The sequence below is a fragment of the Sphingopyxis sp. genome (assembly GCF_025869345.1).
In the GTDB taxonomy this organism is placed as follows: domain Bacteria; phylum Pseudomonadota; class Alphaproteobacteria; order Sphingomonadales; family Sphingomonadaceae; genus Sphingopyxis.
The window spans coordinates 22688-42211 of the sequence record NZ_JAOZVW010000033.1 but is presented as its reverse complement, the minus strand read 5'-3'; the positions used below and the strand labels follow the sequence as shown (position 1 = coordinate 42211).

Sequence of the window (19524 nt, the reverse complement as noted above, 5' to 3'; positions counted from 1 at the left end):
GATCCTAACCGAAACTGACGTCGACGACCCGGCCGTTTCGATAGCTGCAGCCGAAGCTCTGCACTTCGCCGCCGAGTCGCGAGGCGGTGCCGGTCACATACCAGCCGCCATTGTTCGGTTCGGTGCCGGTGATGCTGTCGACACGCGCATCGTCACCCATCTCGCCCTCGACCGCCCAACTGCACGCGTCGGAGGCGCGGGCTTCGGCCTCGCCGTTTCCATAGGGGCGAACCTCGGTGGTGCCCCTGCCATAGGCGCCGCCGTCGTCATTGCCCTGCGGTTCGTAGTTCGGCGCATCCTGGCGCGGTTCGCGATAGGGCGGCTCATAGGGGTAGTCGCGGTCGCGGGGCTGGGCCTTTTCCTTGCTCGCGGCGCCGATCACCGCGGCGATGGTGCCGAGGACCAGCAGGCCGCCGATCACCTCGCCGGTGCTGATATGATCGCGGTCGCGATAACCCCAGCCGCCATGGCCATAGCGGCCGCGCGCTTCGGCGGGAACCGCGGCCACCGAGGACAGGATGATCGCCGTCGCGGTGGCGAAGCTGGTGAATTTACGCATCGAGAGGGCACTCCCACGCGCGGGGTCCAGGATGATCCGGCCCGCCATCACGCCGCTCTAGGCGCTTCATGCTTTCGCGGCGCTGAACCGGCCTCAGGGCGCGACGAAGCGAAAGGCCCGCCATCCTGAGGGACGACGGGCCTTCCGGGACCAGATGAGTCGACCAGACCTGTCCGGGCAAATCAGCAGGCGCAGCGCGGCTTGGGCCGCGGCTTCCATTTGCGCTTGGCGACCGTGCGCTTGCGCACCGGCACGGTCTCATAATAGGTGCGGGTGCTGGTCACGACCCGTTCGGTCACGACCGGCGCGCCGGGGATGATCGTCGTGACGACGACGCCCGGGGTGTAATAGCCATAGCCGCCGTAGCTATAGCCTTGGGCATAGCCGCCCTGATAATAGCCGCCGGGATAGGGGCCGCCCCGATATCCGTCATGCCGATAGCGGTCGCGGCCGGCCCACCATTCGTCGCAGGCCTTCTTGTCGGCGGCGCTCCCGACCGCGGCGCCGGCCAGCGCGCCGAGGCCGCCGCCGATCAGCGTTCCCGCGGTGCGGTCGCCGTGCCCGGCGACACGGTTGCCGACGACGCCCCCCACGACTCCGCCGACAACCGCTCCGGTCGCCGTGCCCCCCCGGCCACAGCGCCGCGCCATCTCCGCATCCCGCGCGTCATAGCCGCCATAATAGGGGCCGCGATAAGCCGGATCATATTCGGGCGGCGGCGGATAGGCGGTGCCCGGCCGGCCCTCGACCGTCCCTTCATAGCTGCCGTCGTAGCGGCGGCCGTCGGGCGCTTCATAGGTGCCGTTCCAGGTGCCGGTCCAGCGGCCCTCGGCATCGTAGGTGCCGTTCACCTGACGATAGTCGACCTCGCTCGGGACGCGGTCGGGATAGCCGGTATAAACGCGCGCGTCGGGCGCCGCCGGGCTGCCATAATCGAGCCGGGTCTCGTCGGCGGCGGGTTCGGCGCTGTTCGCGTGGCTCGCAAGCAGCAGCGTTCCCGCCGCCAGGCCCAGAAGCACAATCGTCCGCATACCCAACTCCCTGCTACCCCGGCCGGTCGCATCGGCGGCGACAAGCGATTGGTTAACGGCTTGTTAGCAAATCGGGCCGATTTTCGCGAATCTGTTAACCCTGAGTTTGGCGTCCCAATTTGGGTCAGGCCAATTTGGGTCAGACCGCCAGCGCGGCGGCGATCCTTGCGACCAGCGCCTCGGCGCCCGCCTGATCCTCGGCGGTGAAGCGCGACGGGTGCGGGCTATCGAGGTCGAGCACGCCGATCAGCCGCCCGTCCGCGACGATCGGCACGACCAGTTCGCTGCGGCTGTCGGCGTCGCAGGCGATGTGGCCCGGAAAGGCGAAGACATCCTCGACGCGCTGGGTCTCGCGAAGCCGCGCCGCCGCGCCGCAGACGCCCTTGTCGAGCGCGATGCGGATGCACGCGGCCTTGCCCTGGAAGGGGCCGAGGACGAGTTCGGTGCCGTCGAAGCGGTAGAAGCCCGCCCAGTTGAGATCGGGGATCGCCTGCCAGATCAGCGCCGCGATATTCGCCATGTTCGCGATGCCGTCGGGCTCGCCGGCGACGAGGGCTTCGGCGGCTTCGGCGGCCTCGGCCCAGAGCGCGGCGGGATCGGTGGCGGTGAAGGACAGGGCATAGGACATGGCGCCGCCTATGTCGGCGTCCGCCCTGCTTTTTGCAACACGCTTCCCCCGGTTTCGGCCCGGGCTTCCTATTCGGCGGAAAACATGCGACCTTCCGCTACGGCGTCGGGGCAGGGGCCACGGCGTATGTGTCGGAGTAAAGGGGGAAGATAATGAACGGTTTTGAAATCGGTGATCTTTTCAAGTTCGACAAGATGGTTGCGCCGACGATCCTGAGGATCGTCTATTGGCTGGGGCTGATCGGCATTGCGATCGCCTGCCTCATGTCCATGCTCGGTGCGATCAGGATGATGTCCTTTTCGGCGGCGACCGGTCTCGGCATGTTGCTGGTCGCGATCATCGCACTCGGCTTCGGCGCGCTGGTCTGGCGCATCGTCATCGAGATCTACATGGTGATCTTCAGCATCAACGACCGGCTGGGCGAGATCCGCGACCGCCTGCCTCCCAAATAAAGCAGGACGAGCGGCGGCGGCCAACCAGCCGCCGCCCCGCAGTCTATTCGACCGCCAACCCGGTCCATTTCGCGGCAAAGGCGTATTTGTCGGCCGCTTCAGCAATGATCTTGTCGGTCGGCTTGCCCGATCCGTGGCCGGCGCGCGTCTCGATACGGATCAGGTGCGGCTTGGGACCGATGTCCGCGTGCTGCAACGCGGCGGTATATTTGAAGCTGTGGCCCGGGACGACGCGGTCGTCGGTGTCGGCGGTGGTGACGAGGATCGCCGGATAGGCGGTGCCGTCCTTGATATTGTGATAGGGCGAATAGGACAGAAGGTTGCGGAAATCCGCCTCCTTCGACGGATAGCCATAATCGTCGACCCAATAGCGCCCCGCGGTGAAGCGGTCGAAGCGCAGCATGTCCATCACGCCGACGGCGGGCAGCGCGGCGGCGAACAGGTCGGGGCGCTGGTTGGTGACCGCGCCGATCAGCAGGCCGCCGTTCGAGCCGCCCTCGATCGCGAGCTGGCCCTTGCCGGTGATCCCTTCGCCGATCAGATATTCGCCCGCGGCGATGAAATCGTCGAAGACATTCTGTTTCTTGCCGAGCCGCCCGGCGTCGTGCCACGCCTTGCCATATTCGCCGCCGCCGCGCAGATTCGCGACGACATAGACGCCGCCGGCATCCATCCACGCGAGCTTGGTGGGGGAGAAGCCGGGCGTCATCGAGATGTTGAAGCCGCCATAGCCATAGAGCAGGGTCGGCGATCCCTTCGAGCGGTCGAGCCCCTTTTTCATGACGATGAACATCGGCACTTCGGTGCCGTCCTTCGACTTGTAGAAGCGCTGCTCGACCGAAAATTGCCTGGGATCGAAGGTCAGCTTGGGCGCGGCGAAAACCTCGCTCTTCCCGGTGACGGTATCGAGGCGATAGATCGTCGTCGGGGTCGCAAAGCTCGAAAAGGCATAGAAGGTCTCGGGGTCCTTCGGATTGCCGCCGAAACCCGACGCCGACCCGATATCGGCAAGATGGATCGCCGAGATCGGCCTGCCGTCGAGCCCGACCATCTCGGCCTCCGACTTCGCGTCGCCGAGGTAGGAGAGGATGATGCGATTGCCGACGCGCGACGCGCCGACCAGGGTCGCCTCCTGCTGCGCGACCAGCTCGGTGAGCTCGCCGGGTTTGCGGATATCGAGCGAGACGAGCCGCGCGCGCGGCGCGTCCTTGTTGGTCAGAAAGGTAAAGCGCGTTCCCTGATTGGCGACATATTCCCAATTGTTCGCATAATCGTCGACGAGCGTGATCGGCTTGCCCGCGCCCGCCTTGCCGATCGGATAAAGCGTCAGCGCATAGCGTTCGTCGGTGCCCTCGGACCCGGTGACGAGCAGATATTTGCCGTCGTCGGTCACCTCGGCGCTGTTGTTGAGCTTCGGCTTGCCGGGGGTCGCGTGGATCAGCGTGTCGGCGCTCTGCGCGGTGCCGAGGCGGTGGAAATAGACCGCGTGATTTTCGTTGAGCGACTGAAAGGCCTCGCCCTCCTTCGGCTCGGGGAAGCGCGAGTAATAAAAGCCGCTGCCGTCCTTGGCCCAGGCTAACCCCGAGAATTTCACCCAGCGGATTTCGTCGCCGGTATCCGCGCCGGTCGCGACGTCCTTGACGCGGACGATGCGCCAGTCGGTGCCGCCGTCCTGCACCGAATAGAGCAGGTGCGTGCCGTCCTCCGACGGCTCCCATTCGGCGAGCGCGGTGGCGCCGTCCTTCGCCCAGCCGTTGGGATCGATCAGCACCCGGCCCTCGCCCTTCAGCCCGTCGCGGACGAACAGCACCGATTGCGGCTGCAGCCCGTCGTTGCGGCTGTAGAAATAGCGCGATCCCGCCTTGCGCGGCAGGCCGAAGCGTTCGTAATTATAGAGTTCGGTCATCCGCTTCTGAAAGCTCTCGCGCCCCGGCAGCGTCGCCAGATAGGCGTCGGTGACCTTGTTCTCGGCCGCGACCCATGCCGCGACCTTGGGGTCGACACGGACATCATTCTCCAGCCAGCGATAGGGATCGGCGACCTGGACGCCGAACTGCGGATCGACCGTGTCGCCGCGCGTGGTGGCCGGATAGACGAGCGCGGGTGCCGGCGCGGCGGCGGCCGCGGCATCGGCTGCGTGGGCGGCGCCGGGGGCGGTCATCAGCAGGGCCAGCGCCAGCGGCGCGCGAAAAGGGATACGGGGCATGGCAAGGCGATCCTCATCGTCGGAGTAATATTCGTGCGCCGCACTGTAAGGATGGAAAAGGGCGGGGCAAGCGGATTTGGTGCCGGCCTCAGGGGTATTGCCGTGGCTCCAGCATCCCGCGATAGGCGACGACCAGGCCGGCGAGCGGCAGCCTGATCTCGACGTTGAAATGGAATTTGCCGTCAATCTCCGTCTCGAAGCTCGGCCCGCCGGGCATCAGCGCGCGCGGCATCGGCAGGCCGAAGAGCGTCCAGCGCCGCGGGACAAGGCGCAGCCGGCCGCCGTCGACGACCAGCGCCATCGCAAAGGCCGCGGGGCCGAAGCGCTCGACGAGCAGATAGTCGTTCCGCCCCGTGCCCGCCGATTGCAGCGACGCGAAGCTCTTGCCGCCAAAGTTGCGCGTCCAGCGTTCGGCGGTGCCTTCGGGCGTGAAGGTGACGGTGACCGGCACCGCGTCGGCGGCCTTTGGAAAGCCCACAATCGCGGCGGCGAGGCGGGCCAGCAGCCCGCGTCCGCGCTCGACGCGTGCCTCGCCGCTCCATGCGCGCGGCGCCATGCTGTCGTGCAACGCGCGAACGCGCGGCGGGAGCTGGTCGAAGGCGGTTCCCAATATTCGCCGGTAGATCGGCGCGCCGGGCTGTTCTTCGCGAAAGCCCGTGTGGATCGAGCGGCTGGCGAACAGCGCGTCATAGTCGGCGAGGGTCAGCGCCTCGATTGCGGAGCGGGCGCCGGCGTGCGGACGGTCGCCCGCGAGCAATTTGCGGACGATCGCTTCGACCGCCATCGATGGAATATAGGGTCCGCCGTCGCCCTCGGCGAGCAGGTGCCAGCTTCGCTCGACCGCGCGGCCATCGGCAAGGCCGCGCGCGCGAAGGAACATGCCGCCGCGATGCTCGCCGAATTTCATCCGGTTGAGGATCGCATAGAAAAGCCGCGAGAAAGGTAAGAGCGACGGCAGGCGAAAAGTCGCGCGCGCTTTCGCCAGCAGGTTGAGGATGCGGTGCAGGATTTCGGGCACCGGCCCCGCCCCCATCCAGATGTCGGTCAATCCGGGATAGGCGGGCGGCAGCACCTGCAAATCGGGAACGTCGACGAGCGAGAAATGGATGTTGCGGAGCGGCAGCCGCCCCGGCACCGCGACGGTGAAGCGCAGGCTTTCGGCCAGGCCGGTGCCGAAGCCGTCCCGGCCGCCGCGGCGCAGCTTCACCGGCGCGCCGGCATAGCCGACCACCGCGCGCATGACGTTGAGGCCGATGCCCGCAAAGGGTGAGGGGGCGATGCCGCCCTCAAGCGTGCGAATATCCATCGTCTTCGCCATCTCCCGCAGGACGGCGGCGGTCAGCGCGGGGAAGCTGCTGACGCCCGAGATGACGAAGCTGCCCGCCGCTTTCGCCGCCGCGTCGAAGCGGGGGATGCCGAACACGAAATCGGCGGCGTCGGCGAAGTCGAGATAATCGACGCCCGCCGCGATGCACGCCTCGACGACCCGGTAGCGATCGGCGCCATAATCCTGAAACGGCCCCGAGGCATCGACGACGAGGTCGGGCGTGTGCGCCACGAGCGCGGCGGCGATCGCGCGCCGGTCGAGCGCCACGGGGAGCAGGCGCGCCGGCCCCGCGTAAGCGGCACAAAAGGCCTCGGCGCACTGGCGGTCGCGGCCGCAGATCAATAGCTGGAGGTCGGCGCGGTCGCCGAGCAGTTCGGCGAGGCGGCCGCCGAACACGCCATAACCGCCGAGGATCAATATCTTCATGGCGCGTCCGTTCATGGCAGGATGCGGCTGCGATATTCGGGCGGCGCGACCCAGCAGATCGCGCGCTTGCCGAACAGGCGGTAGCGGTTGCGCGCGACCCAGCGGTAGAGCGGATCGCGCAGCGAGGAGGGGACGAGGCGGAAGATCGCCGCCAACCGCCACGGCCAGCCGAGATTTTCATAGATGAAGAGGATGGCGTCGCTGTCGCGGCGCACCCCCGCACCATCGACGACGAGCAGACTGACCGGGTCGCGCGGGTCGAGTCCGTGCGCCCGCGCCATTGCGGCGCCGGCCGCGCCCTGGATCGACGCGAGCCGGAACAGCCCCGTGCGGTCGTGGCGCAGCACGAACCGGGCGTTGGCCGAGCAGAGGACGCATTCGGCGTCGAAGAGGATGATCGGGCCGTCAGCCATCGCGGAACAATGCGTGCTGGCTCAGCAGTTCGCCGAACAGGGGGTGGGTGACCCGAAGGTCGAAAGCGAAGCGTCCGGGCGCGAGATGCCGGTGCGTCACCACCGTTTCGCCCGGCGCCAGCCAGCGCGGCAGGCGGAGCCGCAGGTCTTTGACGTGCCAGAAATAATGGTCGGAGGTGAAAATCAGCGCCTCGGCCTCGGCGCGGACGGTCAGCGCCATGCCGAAGCCGCCGCCGATATGCTCCTCGAGCCCGGTCGCGCCCGCGAAGCGCTTGGCGCTGTGGATGACCTGCGGATAGGTGCGCGCGCGGCCATAGATGCGCGTCCAGATTTGCCCGCCGCTGGGCTTGTCCTCACTCACCATCACTGCGGCGGGCGCAGGACCGCTCGCATTCACCGGCAGCGGCGCCCCGATCAGGCGGCAAAGCTGCGCAAGAGCCCACCCGATGCGGGAGAGCCGCGTCCAGACGATCTCGCCGCTGTAAGTCGCGAGGCGCTGACCCGCGAGGCGCTTGGAGAAACGGCGGCGAACGTCATCGGGAAGCGCGGCCCAGTCATGCGGCAGGACGAGGCGGCGAAAGCGATAATCGGTGAGCGCGTCATCGGGATCCTGCGGTGTCACATGAACGAGGACACCCGTCTCCGGCTTCCTTTCGATCCTGCCCATCTTCCGCCTCCTAGCCGGCGTTTCTGCCCTTGCCGGGCCGCCAGTTGATCAGCTTCGTCACCCCGGCGCCGAGCTTGATCAGCCGCATCAGCGCGGGTTTGGGCACTTGCAGCATCTCGTCGTGCCAGCGGCTCATCACGGTCACGAAATCGAGCATCTCGCTGAGCCGGGCTTTCGCGCCGGTGCTGAGGTCGGGGTCGGTCGCGGCGCGCGCGACGCAGGCTTTCAGCGCCGCCTCGGCCGGATCGACCTCGCGTGCCTTGCGGCCCGCCGCGATGCGGGTGACCATTTCCCATATGTCCTTTTCGGCGGCGAAATGGTCGCGCCGGTCGCCGAGCAACGGCACGCGCTCGATCAATCGCCAGCCAAGCAGTTCCTTGATCGAATTGGAGACGTTCGAGCGCGCGAGCCCGAGCAGATCGGCGATCTCCTCGGCATGTAGCGCGCGGTCGCTGACGAAGAGCAGCGCATGAATCTGCGCCACCGACCGGTTGACGCCCCATTGGCTGCCGAGATTGCCCCAGTGGAGAATGAACTCGGTCGCGGCGGGGGACAGTTTCGACTCATATTCGATAATTTCTGTCATAACAGAAATATCTGATGAAAGGGATGTAATGTCAAGCGGTAGCTTTTTCGGGAATGGCCGGTCTCGACCGGTCGCTGCCTTATCCATCATCGTCACCCCGGACTTGATCCGGGGTCCCGCTTGAGGTTGAGGGCCGTCCATTCGCGAAAAAAAAAAGCGGGATCCCGGGTCAAGCCCGGGATGACGAAAGTTGGTGTCACCACGTCCGCTCCCCACCCCAATGCAGCCTTGCCTTCGACCCAAAAGAAAAGGGCGGTCATCCTTTCGGATGCCGCCCTCGATCCTGTGTCGCTGGAAAGCCGCGTCTTACGCGTCTTCCAGTTCCTCGTCGCTGAACACCGGGCCCGAATCCTGGCCCTTCGCATCGACGTCGCGGTCGACGAATTCGATGATCGCGATCGGCGCCGCGTCGGAGGCGCGGATGCCGGCCTTGATGATGCGGGTGTAGCCGCCGTTGCGGTCCTTGTAGCGCTCGGCGAGGACGTCGAACAGCTTCACGAGCTGGGTGTCGTCCATCAGGCGGCTCATCGCCAGACGGCGATTGGCGAGGCCGCCGCGCTTTGCGAGCGTGACCAGCTTTTCGATATAGGGACGCAGTTCCTTCGCCTTGGCGACGGTCGTCGTGATCTGCTCATGCTTGATGAGCGAGGCCGACATGTTGCGGAACAGGGCCGTGCGATGCGCGCTCGTGCGCTGCAGCTTCCGGCCACCCGATTTATGACGCATGATTTTGTCCTTCGTTTGTCAGAGGGGCCGTTCAAGGTACCCCAAGCCAGGTTGCATTATGGGGCAACCCATCCCGTTCTTTTAAGCCCCTCCTCTTCAGAGGAGGGGGTGGATTTTTAACCCAGCAGTTCCTGCTCGAGCTTCTTGGCCATTTCCTCGATATTCTCCGGCGGCCAGCCGGGGATATCCATGCCGAGGCGCAGACCCATCGACGACAGCACTTCCTTGATTTCGTTCAGGGACTTGCGGCCGAAGTTCGGGGTGCGCAGCATTTCGGCTTCGGTCTTCTGGACCAGATCGCCGATGTAGATGATGTTGTCGTTCTTGAGGCAGTTGGCGCTGCGGACCGACAGTTCGAGCTCGTCGACCTTCTTGAGAAGGAAGCGGTTGAGCTGGTTGACGTCGGACTCGTCGGCGGTGGCCGAGGGGGCCGCCATGCCGATCATGCCGCTGTCGTTCATCGCCTCTTCGAAGTGGACGAACACCTGAAGCTGGTCCTGGAGGATGCGCGCGGCGTAAGCGACGGCGTCTTCCGGGGTCACCGTGCCGTCGGTTTCGACGGTCAGGCTCAGCTTGTCGAAGTCGAGTTCCTGGCCGATACGCGCATTGTCGACCTTGTAGGCGACCTGGCGGACGGGCGAGAAGAGCGAGTCGACCGGGATCAGGCCGATCGGCGCGTCGGCCGGGCGGTTGGCGGTCGCGGGGACATAGCCCTTGCCGCTGTCGGCGACGAGTTCCATGTTCAGCGTCGCGCCGTCGTCGAGGTGGCAGATGACATGGTTCGGGTTCATCACCTTGATGTCGCCCGACACCATGATGTCGCCGGCCTTGACGGTCGCGGGGCCGGTGGCCGAAAGCTGGAGCCGCTTCGGGCCTTCGCCTTCCATCTTGAGCGCGATCTGCTTGACGTTGAGGACGATGTCGGTGACATCCTCGCGCACGCCGGCCAGGCTCGAGAATTCGTGCAGGACGTTCTCGATCTTGATCGACGTAATGGCCGCACCCTGGAGCGACGACAGCAGCACGCGGCGCAGCGCGTTGCCGAGCGTCAGGCCGAAACCACGCTCAAGCGGTTCGGCGACGAAGGTCGCCTTGCGCTTGCCGTCGCCGCCGGCCTTGATTTCCAGGTTGCTGGGCTTCTTCAATTCCTGCCAGTTCCGGATATTGACAGTCATGGACTTCCCTTTGCTAGTGGCGGGACGGGCAGGGGTCGGCTACCCATCCAGCGAGAGATTTGGTGCGGGCGGGCCCCGGCGGGGCGCGCCCGAAAAGGCGTCAGACGCGGCGGCGCTTGGCCGGGCGGACACCATTGTGCGGGATCGGCGTCACGTCGCGGATCGACGTGATGTGGAAACCGACCGCCTGCAGGGCGCGGAGCGCCGATTCACGGCCGGCGCCGGGGCCCTTGACCTCGACCTCGAGGGTGCGGACGCCGTGTTCGGCGGCCTTCTTGCCCGCGTCCTCGGCGCAGACCTGCGCGGCGTAAGGGGTCGACTTGCGGCTGCCCTTGAAGCCCATCATGCCGGCGCTCGACCAGGCAATCGCATTGCCCTGCGCGTCGGTGATGGTGATCATCGTGTTGTTGAAGGTCGCGTTGACGTGGGCCACACCCGACGAGATATTCTTGCGTTCGCGCCGACGAAGGCGCTGCGGTTCACGAGCCATTGATGAAATCCTGTCCTAAATCCGTAAAGCGGGCCGGGGCGCAGCCGCGAAAGGCGGCCACCGGCGCGGAAAAACCGGCTTACTTCTTCTTGCCGGCGATCGGCTTCGCCTTGCCCTTGCGGGTGCGCGCATTGGTGTGCGTGCGCTGGCCGCGGACGGGAAGGCCCTTGCGATGACGCAGGCCGCGATAGCAGGCGAGGTCCATCAGGCGCTTGATGTTCATCGCCGTGTTGCGGCGAAGGTCACCCTCGACCGTGTGATCGGCGTCGAGCGTTTCGCGGATCTGGAGGATTTCGGCGTCGCTCAGGTCCTGGACGCGGCGGCTGTGGTCGATGCCCAGCTTGTCGGCGATGTCGACGGCGGTCTTGCGGCCGATGCCGTGGATATAGGTGAGCGCGATGATAACGCGCTTGTTGGTGGGCAGGTTGACGCCCGCGATACGTGCCATGCTGTTCTTTCTCCTGCTCCACAGGACTCGCTGGCAGACGAGTCCTATCTCAAAGCGTCTGATTTCCAACGCAAAAAACGGACCACGAATGCGCTTGCCGCGCTTCGCCGTCCGGTCAGGCTGTTGGAATGGATGCGCAACTAAGGTGAGTCGGGCCGAAAGTCAAGCGGACTGCGGCGGTTTGCGCGGGGTGATCGGCGATCAGGACGGCGACGTAAGCGCCACCGCGCGGTCGTGCAAGCGGCCGACGACGGCCCGGTGGATTCCGGGGGCGCAGGCGATGACGCCGAAGGCCTGCGCGCGCGGGGTGTTGAATGCCAAAGGCTCGCCGAAGGCATCGGTGACGATCGCTCCCGCCTCGGTCGCGATCAGCGCCGCGGCCGCGACGTCCCACTCGAACCCCCAGCGCAGCGTCGCGACCAGATCGGCGCGGTCGTCGGCGACGAGCGCCATGCGCAGCGCGATGCTGTTCGGCTTGGTGACCATGATCAGGTCGCGGTCGATCCTGGGCAGGCTGTCGGCGGGAACGCGCGACCCGTCGAAGATCATCCGCCGGCTCGCGCGCAGGGCGTCGCCATTGAGCGTCGCGCCATGCCCTTTTTGCGCGACCCACAATTCGTCGAGCGCGGGAGCATAGAGGACGCCGAGTTCGGGCGCACCGTCGACGACGAGCGCGACCGACACGCACCAGCCGGGGCGGCCGCGGATGAAGTCGCGGGTGCCGTCGATCGGATCGACGCACCACATCGCGCGGCACGCGAGGCGATCTTCATTGTCGGCGGTCTCTTCGGACAGCCAGCCGGCGCGCGGCTCGATCGCGCCGAGCACCGCCTTCAGCCGCGCGTCGACCGCCAGGTCGACGTCGCTGACCGGATTGTCGTGCGACTTGTTCCAGACGCTCACCGCCTTGCCCTCGCCGCGCCAGCGCGCCATCGCCATGTCGCCGACCTCGCGGGTCGCGGCGATCACGGCTTCGAGGTTGCGGCCCGGCACGGCGGAGCGCCCTAGGCGCTCGCGACGGTCATGCCGTCGATGCGGAGCGTCGGCGCGTTGACCGCGTGGCGAAATTCAAGATCGTTCGCCGGGACGAGCGCGGCGAACATATCGACCAGATTGCCCGCGACGGTGAACTCGGCGATCGGCCCGGCGATCCGGCCGCCCCGGATCAGGAAGCCCGACGCGCCGCGGCTATAGTCGCCGGTGACCGGATTGACGCCCTGGCCGATCAGCTCGGTCAGATAGACGCCCTCCTCGATGTCGGCCATCAGCGCCTCGGGGCTTTGCGTTCCCGCTGCGAGGTGGAGGTTGCTTGCCGTCACCCCCGCCGCGCCGCCACCGCGACTGGCATGGCCGGTGGGCTGGAGGCCGAGCTGTTTCGCCGACGCCGTGTCGAGCAGCCAGCCGGTGATCCGGCCGCCGGTCACGATGTCGCGCGGCGCGGTCGGCAGGCCCTCGCCGTCGAAGGCGCGGCTGCGCAGGCCGCGCGGGCGGTGCGGATCGTCGCGGATGACGATGGCGCTGTCGAAAAGCTGGCGCTCTTCCTTGCCGAGCAGGAAGCTGGTGCCGCGCGCGACCGCTGGCCCGGCGATGGCGCTCAGCAGATGGCCGACGATGCCGCCGCTGACGCGCGGATCGAGCAGTACCGGCACCTTGCCGGCGGGCGGCTTGCCGGGGTTCAGCCGCGCCACCGCGCGAGTGCCCGCGCGCGTCCCGATCGCCTCGACGCTTTCGAGGTCGGACAGGTGGTGCGCGCTGTGCCAGCCATAGTCGCGCTGCATCGCCGCGCCTTCGCCCGCGATGACGCTTGCCGACAGGCTGTGCCCGCTCGATCCATAGCCGCCAGCGAAGCCGTGACTGGTGGCGAGCGCGAAGCGGGTGCGGCTGTGGCTCGCGCTGCCGCCCTCGCTGTTGGTGACGCCCGCGACGGCGCGCGCGGCTTCCTCGACCGCCAGCGCGGCTTCGCGCAGCGCCTGCGGATCGGCCTCGCTGCCGTCGTCGAGATCGAAATCGGGCACCGGTCCCTTGAACAGCCGATCCTCGGGCGCGAGGCCGGCATAGGGGTCCTCGGGCGCCTCGCGCGCCATCGCGACGCAGCGTTCGACCAGCTTGGCGAGTTCGCCGGCATCCATGTCGGCGGTCGACACGCTGGCGCTGCGCTGGCCGACGAAGACGCGCAGCGATATGTCCTGTCCCTCGGACCGCTCGACATCCTCGAGCGCGCCGAGGCGCATCGAGACCGAGGTGGCGGCGTTGCAGTAATAAAGCGCGTCGGCGGCGTCGGCGCCAGCCTTGGTCGCGGCGTCGCAGAGCATCTGCGCGCGGTCTAGGGCTTCGGAAACGGTCAGCATGTCCGCGCCCTATACGGCGCGCGGGCCAGCGTCAAAATCTATGTCATATGCGTCGCCCCCGCGAAGGCGGGGGCCGCCGTCGGTTGACGCGGCGACGCCGAGCGAGACCGGCAGCGGCCCCCGCCTTCGCAGGGGCGACGATGGAGGAGTCAGCGCGCGATCGCGGCGATGGCGTCGGTTGCGGCCATCGCGCCGCTGACCCACAGGAAGGGCAAAGTCAGCGCGGCGGCCCACAGGCGGCGGACGTCGCGGCGGAAACGCGCGTGGAGGCCCCAGCTTGCCAGCGCCTGGCGGCTGAGATGATACCAATGGCGTTCGGTCATCCGCGCGATCGGGACGGCGAGCGCGAGGAGCATGACGAGCGCCACCGCGATCAGCGCCGATGGCGCTCCGGCGGCGACCGCGCTGGTCACGAGCCAGATCTGCAAGGCGGCAAAGGCGATGAGGGCGGCGGCGGCGTGGACGGTCATGCGGCGGCCCAGGCTGCGCGCAGGCGGTACGCTTGCAGTCGATCGGCGCCAAAGGCGCGGTCCGAACGTCGATGCCATGTTTTCAGCCCCTCCGGCTGGCGATTCCCAGAAACGCCACGTTTTGCCCCAAAAACTCCCAAGTCAAGACACTCTGCCAGCGATTCGTTAATTTTTGCATTCGTTTCGTCGCGGATTCGCCACGAATCCGGGTCGGGGTGCCGGAATCGCTGCCATATCGGCGCCATTCGCCGTGTTTTACGACCGTTTCGCGACGAACGGCGGCGGCCGGCCGATGCCGAACCGGTTTTCGCCCGCAACCTTTGCATCGGACGGCCGAGCGGGTAACGCTGGCCGCTCGTCTTTCGGCAACAGAGGAAAATCACCGATGCGTTATCTGGCCGCTCTCGCCGCCCTGGCCCTCCCGCTCGCGCCCGTGGCCGCCGCCGAAGGCGACGCGGCGGTCGAGCCGAAGCCCGCGGCGCTCGTCGCCGACGGCGTGCCCGCGGTCCCCGCCGAACTGACCGCCGCGACGCGGCCCTATATGGAATATCGCGGCGCCGCCTTCGTCGGCTGGAATCCCGCCGACAAGTCGATGCTGATCGCGACGCGCTTCGGCAATACGACGCAGCTTCACCGCGTCGCCCGCCCGATGGGCGCGCGCGAGCAATTGACCTTCGAGGCGGAGCCTGTGGCACGCGGCGGCTGGTCGCCGTCGAACGGCGACATGATGCTGGTCCAGAAGGATGTCGGCGGCAGCGAATTTTATCAGATCTATGCGATGAAGGACGGGCGCCTTTCCCTGCTCACCGACGGCAAGAGCCGCAATTCGCTCGACGCGTGGAGCAAGGACGGCAGCCTCGTCGCCTTCACCTCGACGCGGCGTAACGGCCGCGACAACGATATCTATGTGATGAACCCGCGTGATCCGGCGTCTGCGCGGCTGGCGGCGCAGGTCGACACTAACGGCTGGTCGGTCGCCGGCTTCGCGCCCGACAAGAGCTGGGCGCTGGCCACGCGATCGGCCTCGATCGAAAAGACCGATCTGTTCCGCCTCGACCTCGCAAGCGGCAAGATGACGCCGATCGGCGATCACAGGAAGAAGATCGCTTTCGAGGGCGCTTCCTTCGCGCCCGACGGCACGATCTGGGCCGCGAGCGATGCCGGCAGCGACGTTCTGCGCCTCGGCACCCTCGACCCCAGGACCGGCGCCTTCACGCCGCGCGGCCCCGCCGAGACATGGGATGTCGAGGCGTTCGACATCTCCTCCGACGGGCGCTTCATCGCCTATGCAATCAACGAGGCGGGGGTGAGCCGGTTGCGCGTGCTCGACGTCGCGAGCGGCGCGGCGCGGACGGTCGATGCGCTGCCCGCGGGCGTGATCGGCCATCTCGAGATCGCGCCGTGGGGGGCGATCGGCATCGGCTTCACCTCGGCGCGCAGCGCCGCCGACGCCTATAGCGTCGATCCCGAAACGCTCGCCGTGACGCGCTGGACGCAAAGCGAGACCGGCGGCCTCGACGCCGCGCGCAACATCGAGCCCGAACTGGTCACGATCAAGAGCTTCGACGGGCTCGAGATGTCGGGTTTTCTCTATCGCCCCGATCCCGCGAAATTCCCCGGCAAGCGCCCGCTGATCATGCACGTCCACGGTGGACCCGAGAGCCAGTGGCGCCCCGAGTTTCTGGGCAGCACCAACTATATCGTCAATGAGCTGGGGGTCGCCTATTTCTACCCCAACGTCCGCGGCTCGACCGGCTATGGCAAGCGCTTCGTCGGGCTCGACAACGGCCCGTTCAAGCGCGAGGACAGCGTCAAGGACATGGGCGTGTTCCTCGACGCGCTCGCGAAGGACCCCGGGCTCGACGCGGCGCGCTTCGGGCTGACCGGGCGCAGCTATGGCGGCTATATGTGCTATGCCGCCGCGACGCATTTCGCCGACAAGCTGCGCGCGAACCTCTGCGTCGTCGCCATCTCGAACTTCGTGACTTTCCTCGAGAATACGCAGGAATATCGCCGCGACCTGCGCCGCGTCGAATATGGCGACGAGCGCGACCCCGCGCAGCGGGCGAAGCTGATGGAGATCTCGCCGCTCACCCGCGTCGCCGACATCAGGAAACCGCTATTCGTCGTCACCGGCGCCAACGACCCGCGCGTCCCGGCATCGGAGGCCGAGCAGGTCGTGGCCGCCGTGCGAAAAAATGGCGGCACCGCCTGGCACCTGGTCGCGACCAACGAGGGGCACCAGTGGGGCAAGAAGGAGAATGTCGATTACACCTTCTGGGCCTCGCTGCTCTTCTGGAAGCAATATCTGCTGAACTGACGCTTGACCGCGACGCGGGCTGGGGCCTAGCGCATCGGGCGGACCCTTGCCCAAGGAGATGCGATGCGCCGGCCCAAGCTGCTGGATACGATGCGCGATTACAGCTGGCCGCTGTTCCGCGCCGATGCGCTGGCCGGGATCAGCGTCGCGCTCGTGGCGCTGCCCCTGTGTATCGCGATCGCCATCGCGTCGGGCAGCACGCCCTTCGTCGGGCTCGTCACCGCGATCATCGGCGGCTTCATCATCTCGGCGACGAGCGGCAGCCGGGTGCAGATCGGCGGGCCGACCGGCGCCTTCATCGTCGTCGTCTATGGCGTCATCCAGAACCACGGGATGGACGGGCTGATCGTCGCGACGATCATGGCGGGGATCATCCTGACGATCGCTGGCTTCTTCCGCGCCGGGCGGCTGATCGCGCTGGTCCCCGAACCGGTGATCGACGGCTTCACCATCGGCATCGCGACGATCATCGCCGCCAGCCAGCTTCAGGACGCGCTCGGCCTGTCGGCGGGCAAGGTTCCCGCCGACATGATCCCGAAGATCGAGGCGCTATGTGCGGCGCGCGCGACGCTCAGCCCCGCGGCGCTGGGCGTCACCGCCGCGACCGTCGCCGCGATCCTGCTGCTGCGCCGCTGGCGTCCGCGCTGGCCGGTGCTGGTGATCGCGGTGGGCATTGCCTCGCTCGCAGTCGCTGCCTTCCATCTGCCGGTCGATACGGTGGGGTCGCGCTTCGGCGTGCTGCCGTCGGGGCTTCCGGCGCCGCACTGGCCGCAGGTGACGACGAGCCGCCTTGTCGAATTGCTGCCCTCGGCCTTCACCATCGCCTTTCTCGCGGGGGTCGAATCTTTGCTATCGGCGATCGTCGCCGACCGCATGTTCGGCGGCCATCACCGCCCGAGCGCCGAACTGCTCGCGCAGGGCTATGCGAATATCGTCTCGCCCTTGTTCGGCGGGCTTCCCGTCACCGGCGCGATCGCGCGCACCGCGACCAACGTCCGCGCCGGCGGGCGCACCCCGATCGCGGGGATGGTCCACGCGCTGGTGATCCTGGCGGTGCTGCTCGTCGCGGGCAAGCTGGCCGGCGCGCTGGCGCTGCCGGCGCTCGCGGCGGTGCTGCTCGTCACCGCGCTCAACATGGCGGAGGTCGAGAAATGGCGCGGGCACCTCGCGCTGCCGCGCGACGAACTGCTGCTGCTGGTGCTGACGCTGGTGCTGACGGTGTTCGCCGACCTGACGGTCGCGATCGGGGTCGGGGTGGCGCTCGGCCTGCTGCTGCGCTGGTGGAAGGGACGGGGACCGGCGCCGTGGACGCCGCGCGAGGGGTGAGCGGCCGGGTTTCCTGAACCGCCCACCCGGATTGCATTTCCTGGAGACGGAGACTCGCCTTCTCGACGGAATCGTCATCTCGGCGAAGGCCGGGATCTCGCCCGTGCGTCAGGCCGGGACGGTGAGATCCCGGCCTTCGCCGGGATGACGAAAAGAAGGGGCGGCGTTTTCAGCCTAAGCTGATCGCGCTTACTTCTTCGGCGGAACCGGCAGGTCGCCCGCATCGGCATCGGGCGTCTCGGGCGCCGGGGCCAGGCCGCTGGCCTGGCGTTCGAGCTCCTCGGCCGCCTTCTGCCGTTCGGCGAGCGCTTTCTCCTCGGCGACCACCGCGGCTTCGACCTCGTCCGCCGCGGCGTCGATACCGGCGAGCCGCTTGGCGCGTTCGTCGGCGATCATCGCCTGCCAGTCGGTCTTGTCGGCGGCCTGGCGTTCGGCCTTGGCGCCCGCGAGAAGCGCCTGCGTGCAGCCGGTGAAGCCGCCGAGCCCGACCGGCGAGCAGCTGTCGGTGCCGAAGCGGCCGACACGCTCCATCGAGGTCACGCGGTTGAGCCACGCCTGGTTGCGCGGGTCGAGCGGATCGCCGCCGCGAAAGATCTGCGGCACGCGATACCGGTCCTGTTCGGGCAGGCGGTTGCAGACGACGATCTCGTCGGGGCTCGACTGCTCGCACTTGTCGTCGCCATAGATGATCACCTGGTTGATCTTGTCGGCGTTCACCGTGTTGGCCTCCTGCGCGGCGGCGGGGAAAGCGGCGAGGCTGCTGGCGAGGAACAGCGCGGCGAGCGGCAGGCGGGTCATCACTTTTTCCTTCATTGCGTTTCGGCCGGAATGGCACGCGCTCTCTGCATAGTCCATGAACATCCCGTCGTCCGTCGCACCCGGCGAGGACGAGGGATATTCTTTATCAGATACGCTTGGACAGCGCGATGGCTGCGCGGCAGCCCGCGCGGATCGCGAGGCTGAGCAGCGGATAGCCCGGTGCGCTTTCCGCCCCCGCGGCGAGCGCGGCTTCCTTGTGCTCGAGTTCCTCGGCGCGAAAATCCTCGACCGCGGCGCTGAGTTCGGGGTCGCTGTCGCCGAGTTCGTCGATCTGATGCCGGTAATGGCGGTCGATCTCGGTCTCGACCGCGGCGGTGCAGGCCATCGCGGCGCGCGGTCCCATCGCGGCGGTCACCGCGCCCAGCGCGAAGCCCGCGACGTTCCAGATGGGCTGAAGCGCGGTCGGCCGGACGCCGCGGCGCGCGACCATCGCATCGAAGAAGGCGCGGTGCCGCTCTTCCTGCTCGGCCATATGCGCGATCTCGCGCGCCATCGGGTGGCGGTCGCCCATCACCGCGAGCTGCCCGGCATAGATGCGCGTCGCGCCATATTCGCCGGCCTGGTCGACGCGGATCATCGAGGCGGTGCGCTGCTTGCTCATGCCGATGTGGTCCGGCGGCGGAGCAAGGTCAAGACGAGCGCGGCGGCGGCGAGCGAGAAGATCGCATTGAAGCCCGCGAGCGAGATGCCCAGCAGCCGCCACTGCGCGACGTCGCAGCGGATGATCGGCGCCGCCATGATCTCGTCGAGCGAAATCGGGCCGCTATGGCTGGTGCTGCACGTCGTCAGCCCTTCCCACAGGCCATATTCGACCCCGGCGTGGAAAATCCCGATCGCGCCGCTGACCGCAATCGCGATGGCGGCGAGCAGGGTCAGCGCGCGCATGGCCGTGTCGTTGCGATTGAGGAGCAGCGCCAGCAGCGCGAGCACGATCGCCGCCTGGTGCGGCCAGCGCTGCCAGTAACACATCTCGCACGGATGGAGGCCGAAGCCGAACTGCGACACGAGCGCGCCGCCATAGAGGAGCAACGGAGCGGCGAGCGCGACGAGCGGCGCGGCAAGGCGGGATTGGAGCATGGACGAGTCTCTAGAGTAATTGCGCGAAAT

At 67.5% G+C, this 19524-nt stretch carries 21 protein-coding genes; 3 read left to right on the top strand and 18 right to left on the bottom strand.

The window, feature by feature from the left end; genetic code table 11:
- Positions 1-4: 4 nt before the first annotated feature.
- The 3 genes from OJI97_RS04065 to OJI97_RS04055 all read right to left on the bottom strand — a co-directional run bounded on the left by OJI97_RS04065 (position 5) and on the right by OJI97_RS04055 (position 2218).
- Positions 5-559 carry a hypothetical protein gene (locus OJI97_RS04065; RefSeq protein WP_297661375.1) on the bottom strand — a complete coding sequence of 185 codons (555 nt, stop codon included), beginning with the start codon at positions 557-559 and terminating at the stop codon, positions 5-7.
- A 182-nt stretch (positions 560-741) separates the two neighbouring features.
- Complete coding sequence (locus tag OJI97_RS04060) at positions 742-1590, bottom strand: glycine zipper 2TM domain-containing protein (protein WP_297661373.1); 849 nt, start codon at positions 1588-1590, stop codon at positions 742-744.
- 139 nt (positions 1591-1729) lie between these two features.
- Positions 1730-2218, bottom strand: coding sequence for a GAF domain-containing protein (locus tag OJI97_RS04055; RefSeq protein WP_297661371.1), 489 nt, complete (start codon positions 2216-2218; stop codon positions 1730-1732).
- Positions 2219-2370: 152 nt separating this feature from the next.
- Between OJI97_RS04055 and OJI97_RS04050 the strand changes: the two genes are divergently transcribed.
- Entirely contained in the window at positions 2371-2670 is a 300-nt protein-coding gene (locus OJI97_RS04050) for a DUF4282 domain-containing protein (protein ID WP_297661369.1), read from the top strand.
- A gap of 43 nt (positions 2671-2713) precedes the next feature.
- On the opposite strand, the gene OJI97_RS04045 is transcribed toward OJI97_RS04050, so the two are convergent.
- The 12 genes from OJI97_RS04045 to OJI97_RS03990 all read right to left on the bottom strand — a co-directional run bounded on the left by OJI97_RS04045 (position 2714) and on the right by OJI97_RS03990 (position 13952).
- Positions 2714-4876 carry a prolyl oligopeptidase family serine peptidase gene (locus OJI97_RS04045; protein WP_297661367.1) on the bottom strand — a complete coding sequence of 721 codons (2163 nt, stop codon included), beginning with the start codon at positions 4874-4876 and terminating at the stop codon, positions 2714-2716.
- 88 nt (positions 4877-4964) lie between these two features.
- Positions 4965-6629, bottom strand: a complete 1665-nt coding sequence (locus OJI97_RS04040; protein WP_297661365.1) for an SDR family oxidoreductase — start codon at positions 6627-6629, stop codon at positions 4965-4967.
- An 11-nt stretch (positions 6630-6640) separates the two neighbouring features.
- Positions 6641-7042 (bottom strand): thiol-disulfide oxidoreductase DCC family protein, encoded by a 402-nt coding sequence (locus OJI97_RS04035; protein WP_297661363.1) that lies wholly within the window; start codon positions 7040-7042, stop codon positions 6641-6643.
- Positions 7035-7709, bottom strand: a complete 675-nt coding sequence (locus OJI97_RS04030; RefSeq protein ID WP_297661361.1) for a DUF4166 domain-containing protein — start codon at positions 7707-7709, stop codon at positions 7035-7037. Before OJI97_RS04030 ends, OJI97_RS04035 begins: the two co-directional genes overlap by 8 nt.
- Positions 7710-7719: 10 nt before the next feature.
- On the bottom strand, positions 7720-8295 hold the full coding sequence (locus tag OJI97_RS04025; protein ID WP_297661359.1) for a MarR family transcriptional regulator: 576 nt from the start codon (positions 8293-8295) through the stop codon (positions 7720-7722).
- Between the two features lie 306 nt (positions 8296-8601).
- A complete protein-coding gene (gene rplQ, locus OJI97_RS04020) occupies positions 8602-9021 on the bottom strand; it encodes a 50S ribosomal protein L17 (protein WP_297661357.1) in 420 nt (139 codons plus the stop codon).
- 116 nt (positions 9022-9137) lie between these two features.
- The gene (locus OJI97_RS04015) at positions 9138-10196 is read right to left on the bottom strand and encodes a DNA-directed RNA polymerase subunit alpha (protein ID WP_297661355.1); all 1059 of its coding nucleotides are present in this window, start codon (positions 10194-10196) and stop codon (positions 9138-9140) included.
- Between the two features lie 100 nt (positions 10197-10296).
- Positions 10297-10686, bottom strand: coding sequence for a 30S ribosomal protein S11 (rpsK, locus tag OJI97_RS04010; RefSeq protein WP_003040416.1), 390 nt, complete (start codon positions 10684-10686; stop codon positions 10297-10299).
- A 79-nt stretch (positions 10687-10765) separates the two neighbouring features.
- Positions 10766-11134 carry a 30S ribosomal protein S13 gene (rpsM, locus tag OJI97_RS04005; protein ID WP_058454488.1) on the bottom strand — a complete coding sequence of 123 codons (369 nt, stop codon included), beginning with the start codon at positions 11132-11134 and terminating at the stop codon, positions 10766-10768.
- Positions 11135-11335: 201 nt separating this feature from the next.
- Positions 11336-12127, bottom strand: a complete 792-nt coding sequence (locus tag OJI97_RS04000; protein ID WP_297661341.1) for a 3'(2'),5'-bisphosphate nucleotidase CysQ — start codon at positions 12125-12127, stop codon at positions 11336-11338.
- An 11-nt stretch (positions 12128-12138) separates the two neighbouring features.
- Entirely contained in the window at positions 12139-13482 is a 1344-nt protein-coding gene (locus OJI97_RS03995) for a TldD/PmbA family protein (protein WP_297661339.1), read from the bottom strand.
- Positions 13483-13631: 149 nt separating this feature from the next.
- Positions 13632-13952, bottom strand: coding sequence for a hypothetical protein (locus OJI97_RS03990; protein WP_297661337.1), 321 nt, complete (start codon positions 13950-13952; stop codon positions 13632-13634).
- Between the two features lie 385 nt (positions 13953-14337).
- Here OJI97_RS03990 and OJI97_RS03985 point away from each other — a divergent pair, with 385 nt between their 5' ends.
- Both OJI97_RS03985 and OJI97_RS03980 read left to right on the top strand, forming a co-directional pair.
- Positions 14338-16272: a prolyl oligopeptidase family serine peptidase gene (locus OJI97_RS03985; RefSeq protein ID WP_297661335.1), complete on the top strand. Its 1935-nt coding sequence runs from the start codon at positions 14338-14340 to the stop codon at positions 16270-16272.
- A 63-nt stretch (positions 16273-16335) separates the two neighbouring features.
- Positions 16336-17598 (top strand): SulP family inorganic anion transporter, encoded by a 1263-nt coding sequence (locus OJI97_RS03980; protein WP_297661333.1) that lies wholly within the window; start codon positions 16336-16338, stop codon positions 17596-17598.
- Positions 17599-17787: 189 nt separating this feature from the next.
- Here the strand turns inward: OJI97_RS03980 and OJI97_RS03975 are convergent, their stop codons facing one another.
- From OJI97_RS03975 to OJI97_RS03965, 3 genes are all read right to left on the bottom strand, one after another.
- Positions 17788-18396 (bottom strand): hypothetical protein, encoded by a 609-nt coding sequence (locus OJI97_RS03975; protein WP_297661331.1) that lies wholly within the window; start codon positions 18394-18396, stop codon positions 17788-17790.
- Between the two features lie 106 nt (positions 18397-18502).
- Positions 18503-19018: a demethoxyubiquinone hydroxylase family protein gene (locus tag OJI97_RS03970; protein WP_297661329.1), complete on the bottom strand. Its 516-nt coding sequence runs from the start codon at positions 19016-19018 to the stop codon at positions 18503-18505.
- Positions 19015-19494, bottom strand: coding sequence for a disulfide bond formation protein B (locus OJI97_RS03965; protein ID WP_297661327.1), 480 nt, complete (start codon positions 19492-19494; stop codon positions 19015-19017). Before OJI97_RS03965 ends, OJI97_RS03970 begins: the two co-directional genes overlap by 4 nt.
- Positions 19495-19524 lie beyond the last annotated feature (30 nt).

What these genes read in the sequence shown, in the direction of transcription:
- OJI97_RS04065 (WP_297661375.1), bottom strand. Translation starts at nt 559, where the DNA reads ATGCGTAAATTCACCAGCTTCGCCACCGCGACGGCGATCATCCTGTCC.
- OJI97_RS04060 (WP_297661373.1), bottom strand. Translation starts at nt 1,590, where the DNA reads ATGCGGACGATTGTGCTTCTGGGCCTGGCGGCGGGAACGCTGCTGCTT.
- OJI97_RS04055 (WP_297661371.1), bottom strand. Translation starts at nt 2,218, where the DNA reads ATGTCCTATGCCCTGTCCTTCACCGCCACCGATCCCGCCGCGCTCTGG.
- OJI97_RS04050 (WP_297661369.1), top strand. Translation starts at nt 2,371, where the DNA reads ATGAACGGTTTTGAAATCGGTGATCTTTTCAAGTTCGACAAGATGGTT.
- OJI97_RS04045 (WP_297661367.1), bottom strand. Translation starts at nt 4,876, where the DNA reads ATGCCCCGTATCCCTTTTCGCGCGCCGCTGGCGCTGGCCCTGCTGATG.
- OJI97_RS04040 (WP_297661365.1), bottom strand. Translation starts at nt 6,629, where the DNA reads ATGAAGATATTGATCCTCGGCGGTTATGGCGTGTTCGGCGGCCGCCTC.
- OJI97_RS04035 (WP_297661363.1), bottom strand. Translation starts at nt 7,042, where the DNA reads ATGGCTGACGGCCCGATCATCCTCTTCGACGCCGAATGCGTCCTCTGC.
- OJI97_RS04030 (WP_297661361.1), bottom strand. Translation starts at nt 7,709, where the DNA reads ATGGGCAGGATCGAAAGGAAGCCGGAGACGGGTGTCCTCGTTCATGTG.
- OJI97_RS04025 (WP_297661359.1), bottom strand. Translation starts at nt 8,295, where the DNA reads ATGACAGAAATTATCGAATATGAGTCGAAACTGTCCCCCGCCGCGACC.
- rplQ (WP_297661357.1), bottom strand. Translation starts at nt 9,021, where the DNA reads ATGCGTCATAAATCGGGTGGCCGGAAGCTGCAGCGCACGAGCGCGCAT.
- OJI97_RS04015 (WP_297661355.1), bottom strand. Translation starts at nt 10,196, where the DNA reads ATGACTGTCAATATCCGGAACTGGCAGGAATTGAAGAAGCCCAGCAAC.
- rpsK (WP_003040416.1), bottom strand. Translation starts at nt 10,686, where the DNA reads ATGGCTCGTGAACCGCAGCGCCTTCGTCGGCGCGAACGCAAGAATATC.
- rpsM (WP_058454488.1), bottom strand. Translation starts at nt 11,134, where the DNA reads ATGGCACGTATCGCGGGCGTCAACCTGCCCACCAACAAGCGCGTTATC.
- OJI97_RS03995 (WP_297661339.1), bottom strand. Translation starts at nt 13,482, where the DNA reads ATGCTGACCGTTTCCGAAGCCCTAGACCGCGCGCAGATGCTCTGCGAC.
- OJI97_RS03990 (WP_297661337.1), bottom strand. Translation starts at nt 13,952, where the DNA reads ATGACCGTCCACGCCGCCGCCGCCCTCATCGCCTTTGCCGCCTTGCAG.
- OJI97_RS03985 (WP_297661335.1), top strand. Translation starts at nt 14,338, where the DNA reads ATGCGTTATCTGGCCGCTCTCGCCGCCCTGGCCCTCCCGCTCGCGCCC.
- OJI97_RS03980 (WP_297661333.1), top strand. Translation starts at nt 16,336, where the DNA reads ATGCGCCGGCCCAAGCTGCTGGATACGATGCGCGATTACAGCTGGCCG.
- OJI97_RS03975 (WP_297661331.1), bottom strand. Translation starts at nt 18,396, where the DNA reads ATGACCCGCCTGCCGCTCGCCGCGCTGTTCCTCGCCAGCAGCCTCGCC.
- OJI97_RS03970 (WP_297661329.1), bottom strand. Translation starts at nt 19,018, where the DNA reads ATGAGCAAGCAGCGCACCGCCTCGATGATCCGCGTCGACCAGGCCGGC.
- OJI97_RS03965 (WP_297661327.1), bottom strand. Translation starts at nt 19,494, where the DNA reads ATGCTCCAATCCCGCCTTGCCGCGCCGCTCGTCGCGCTCGCCGCTCCG.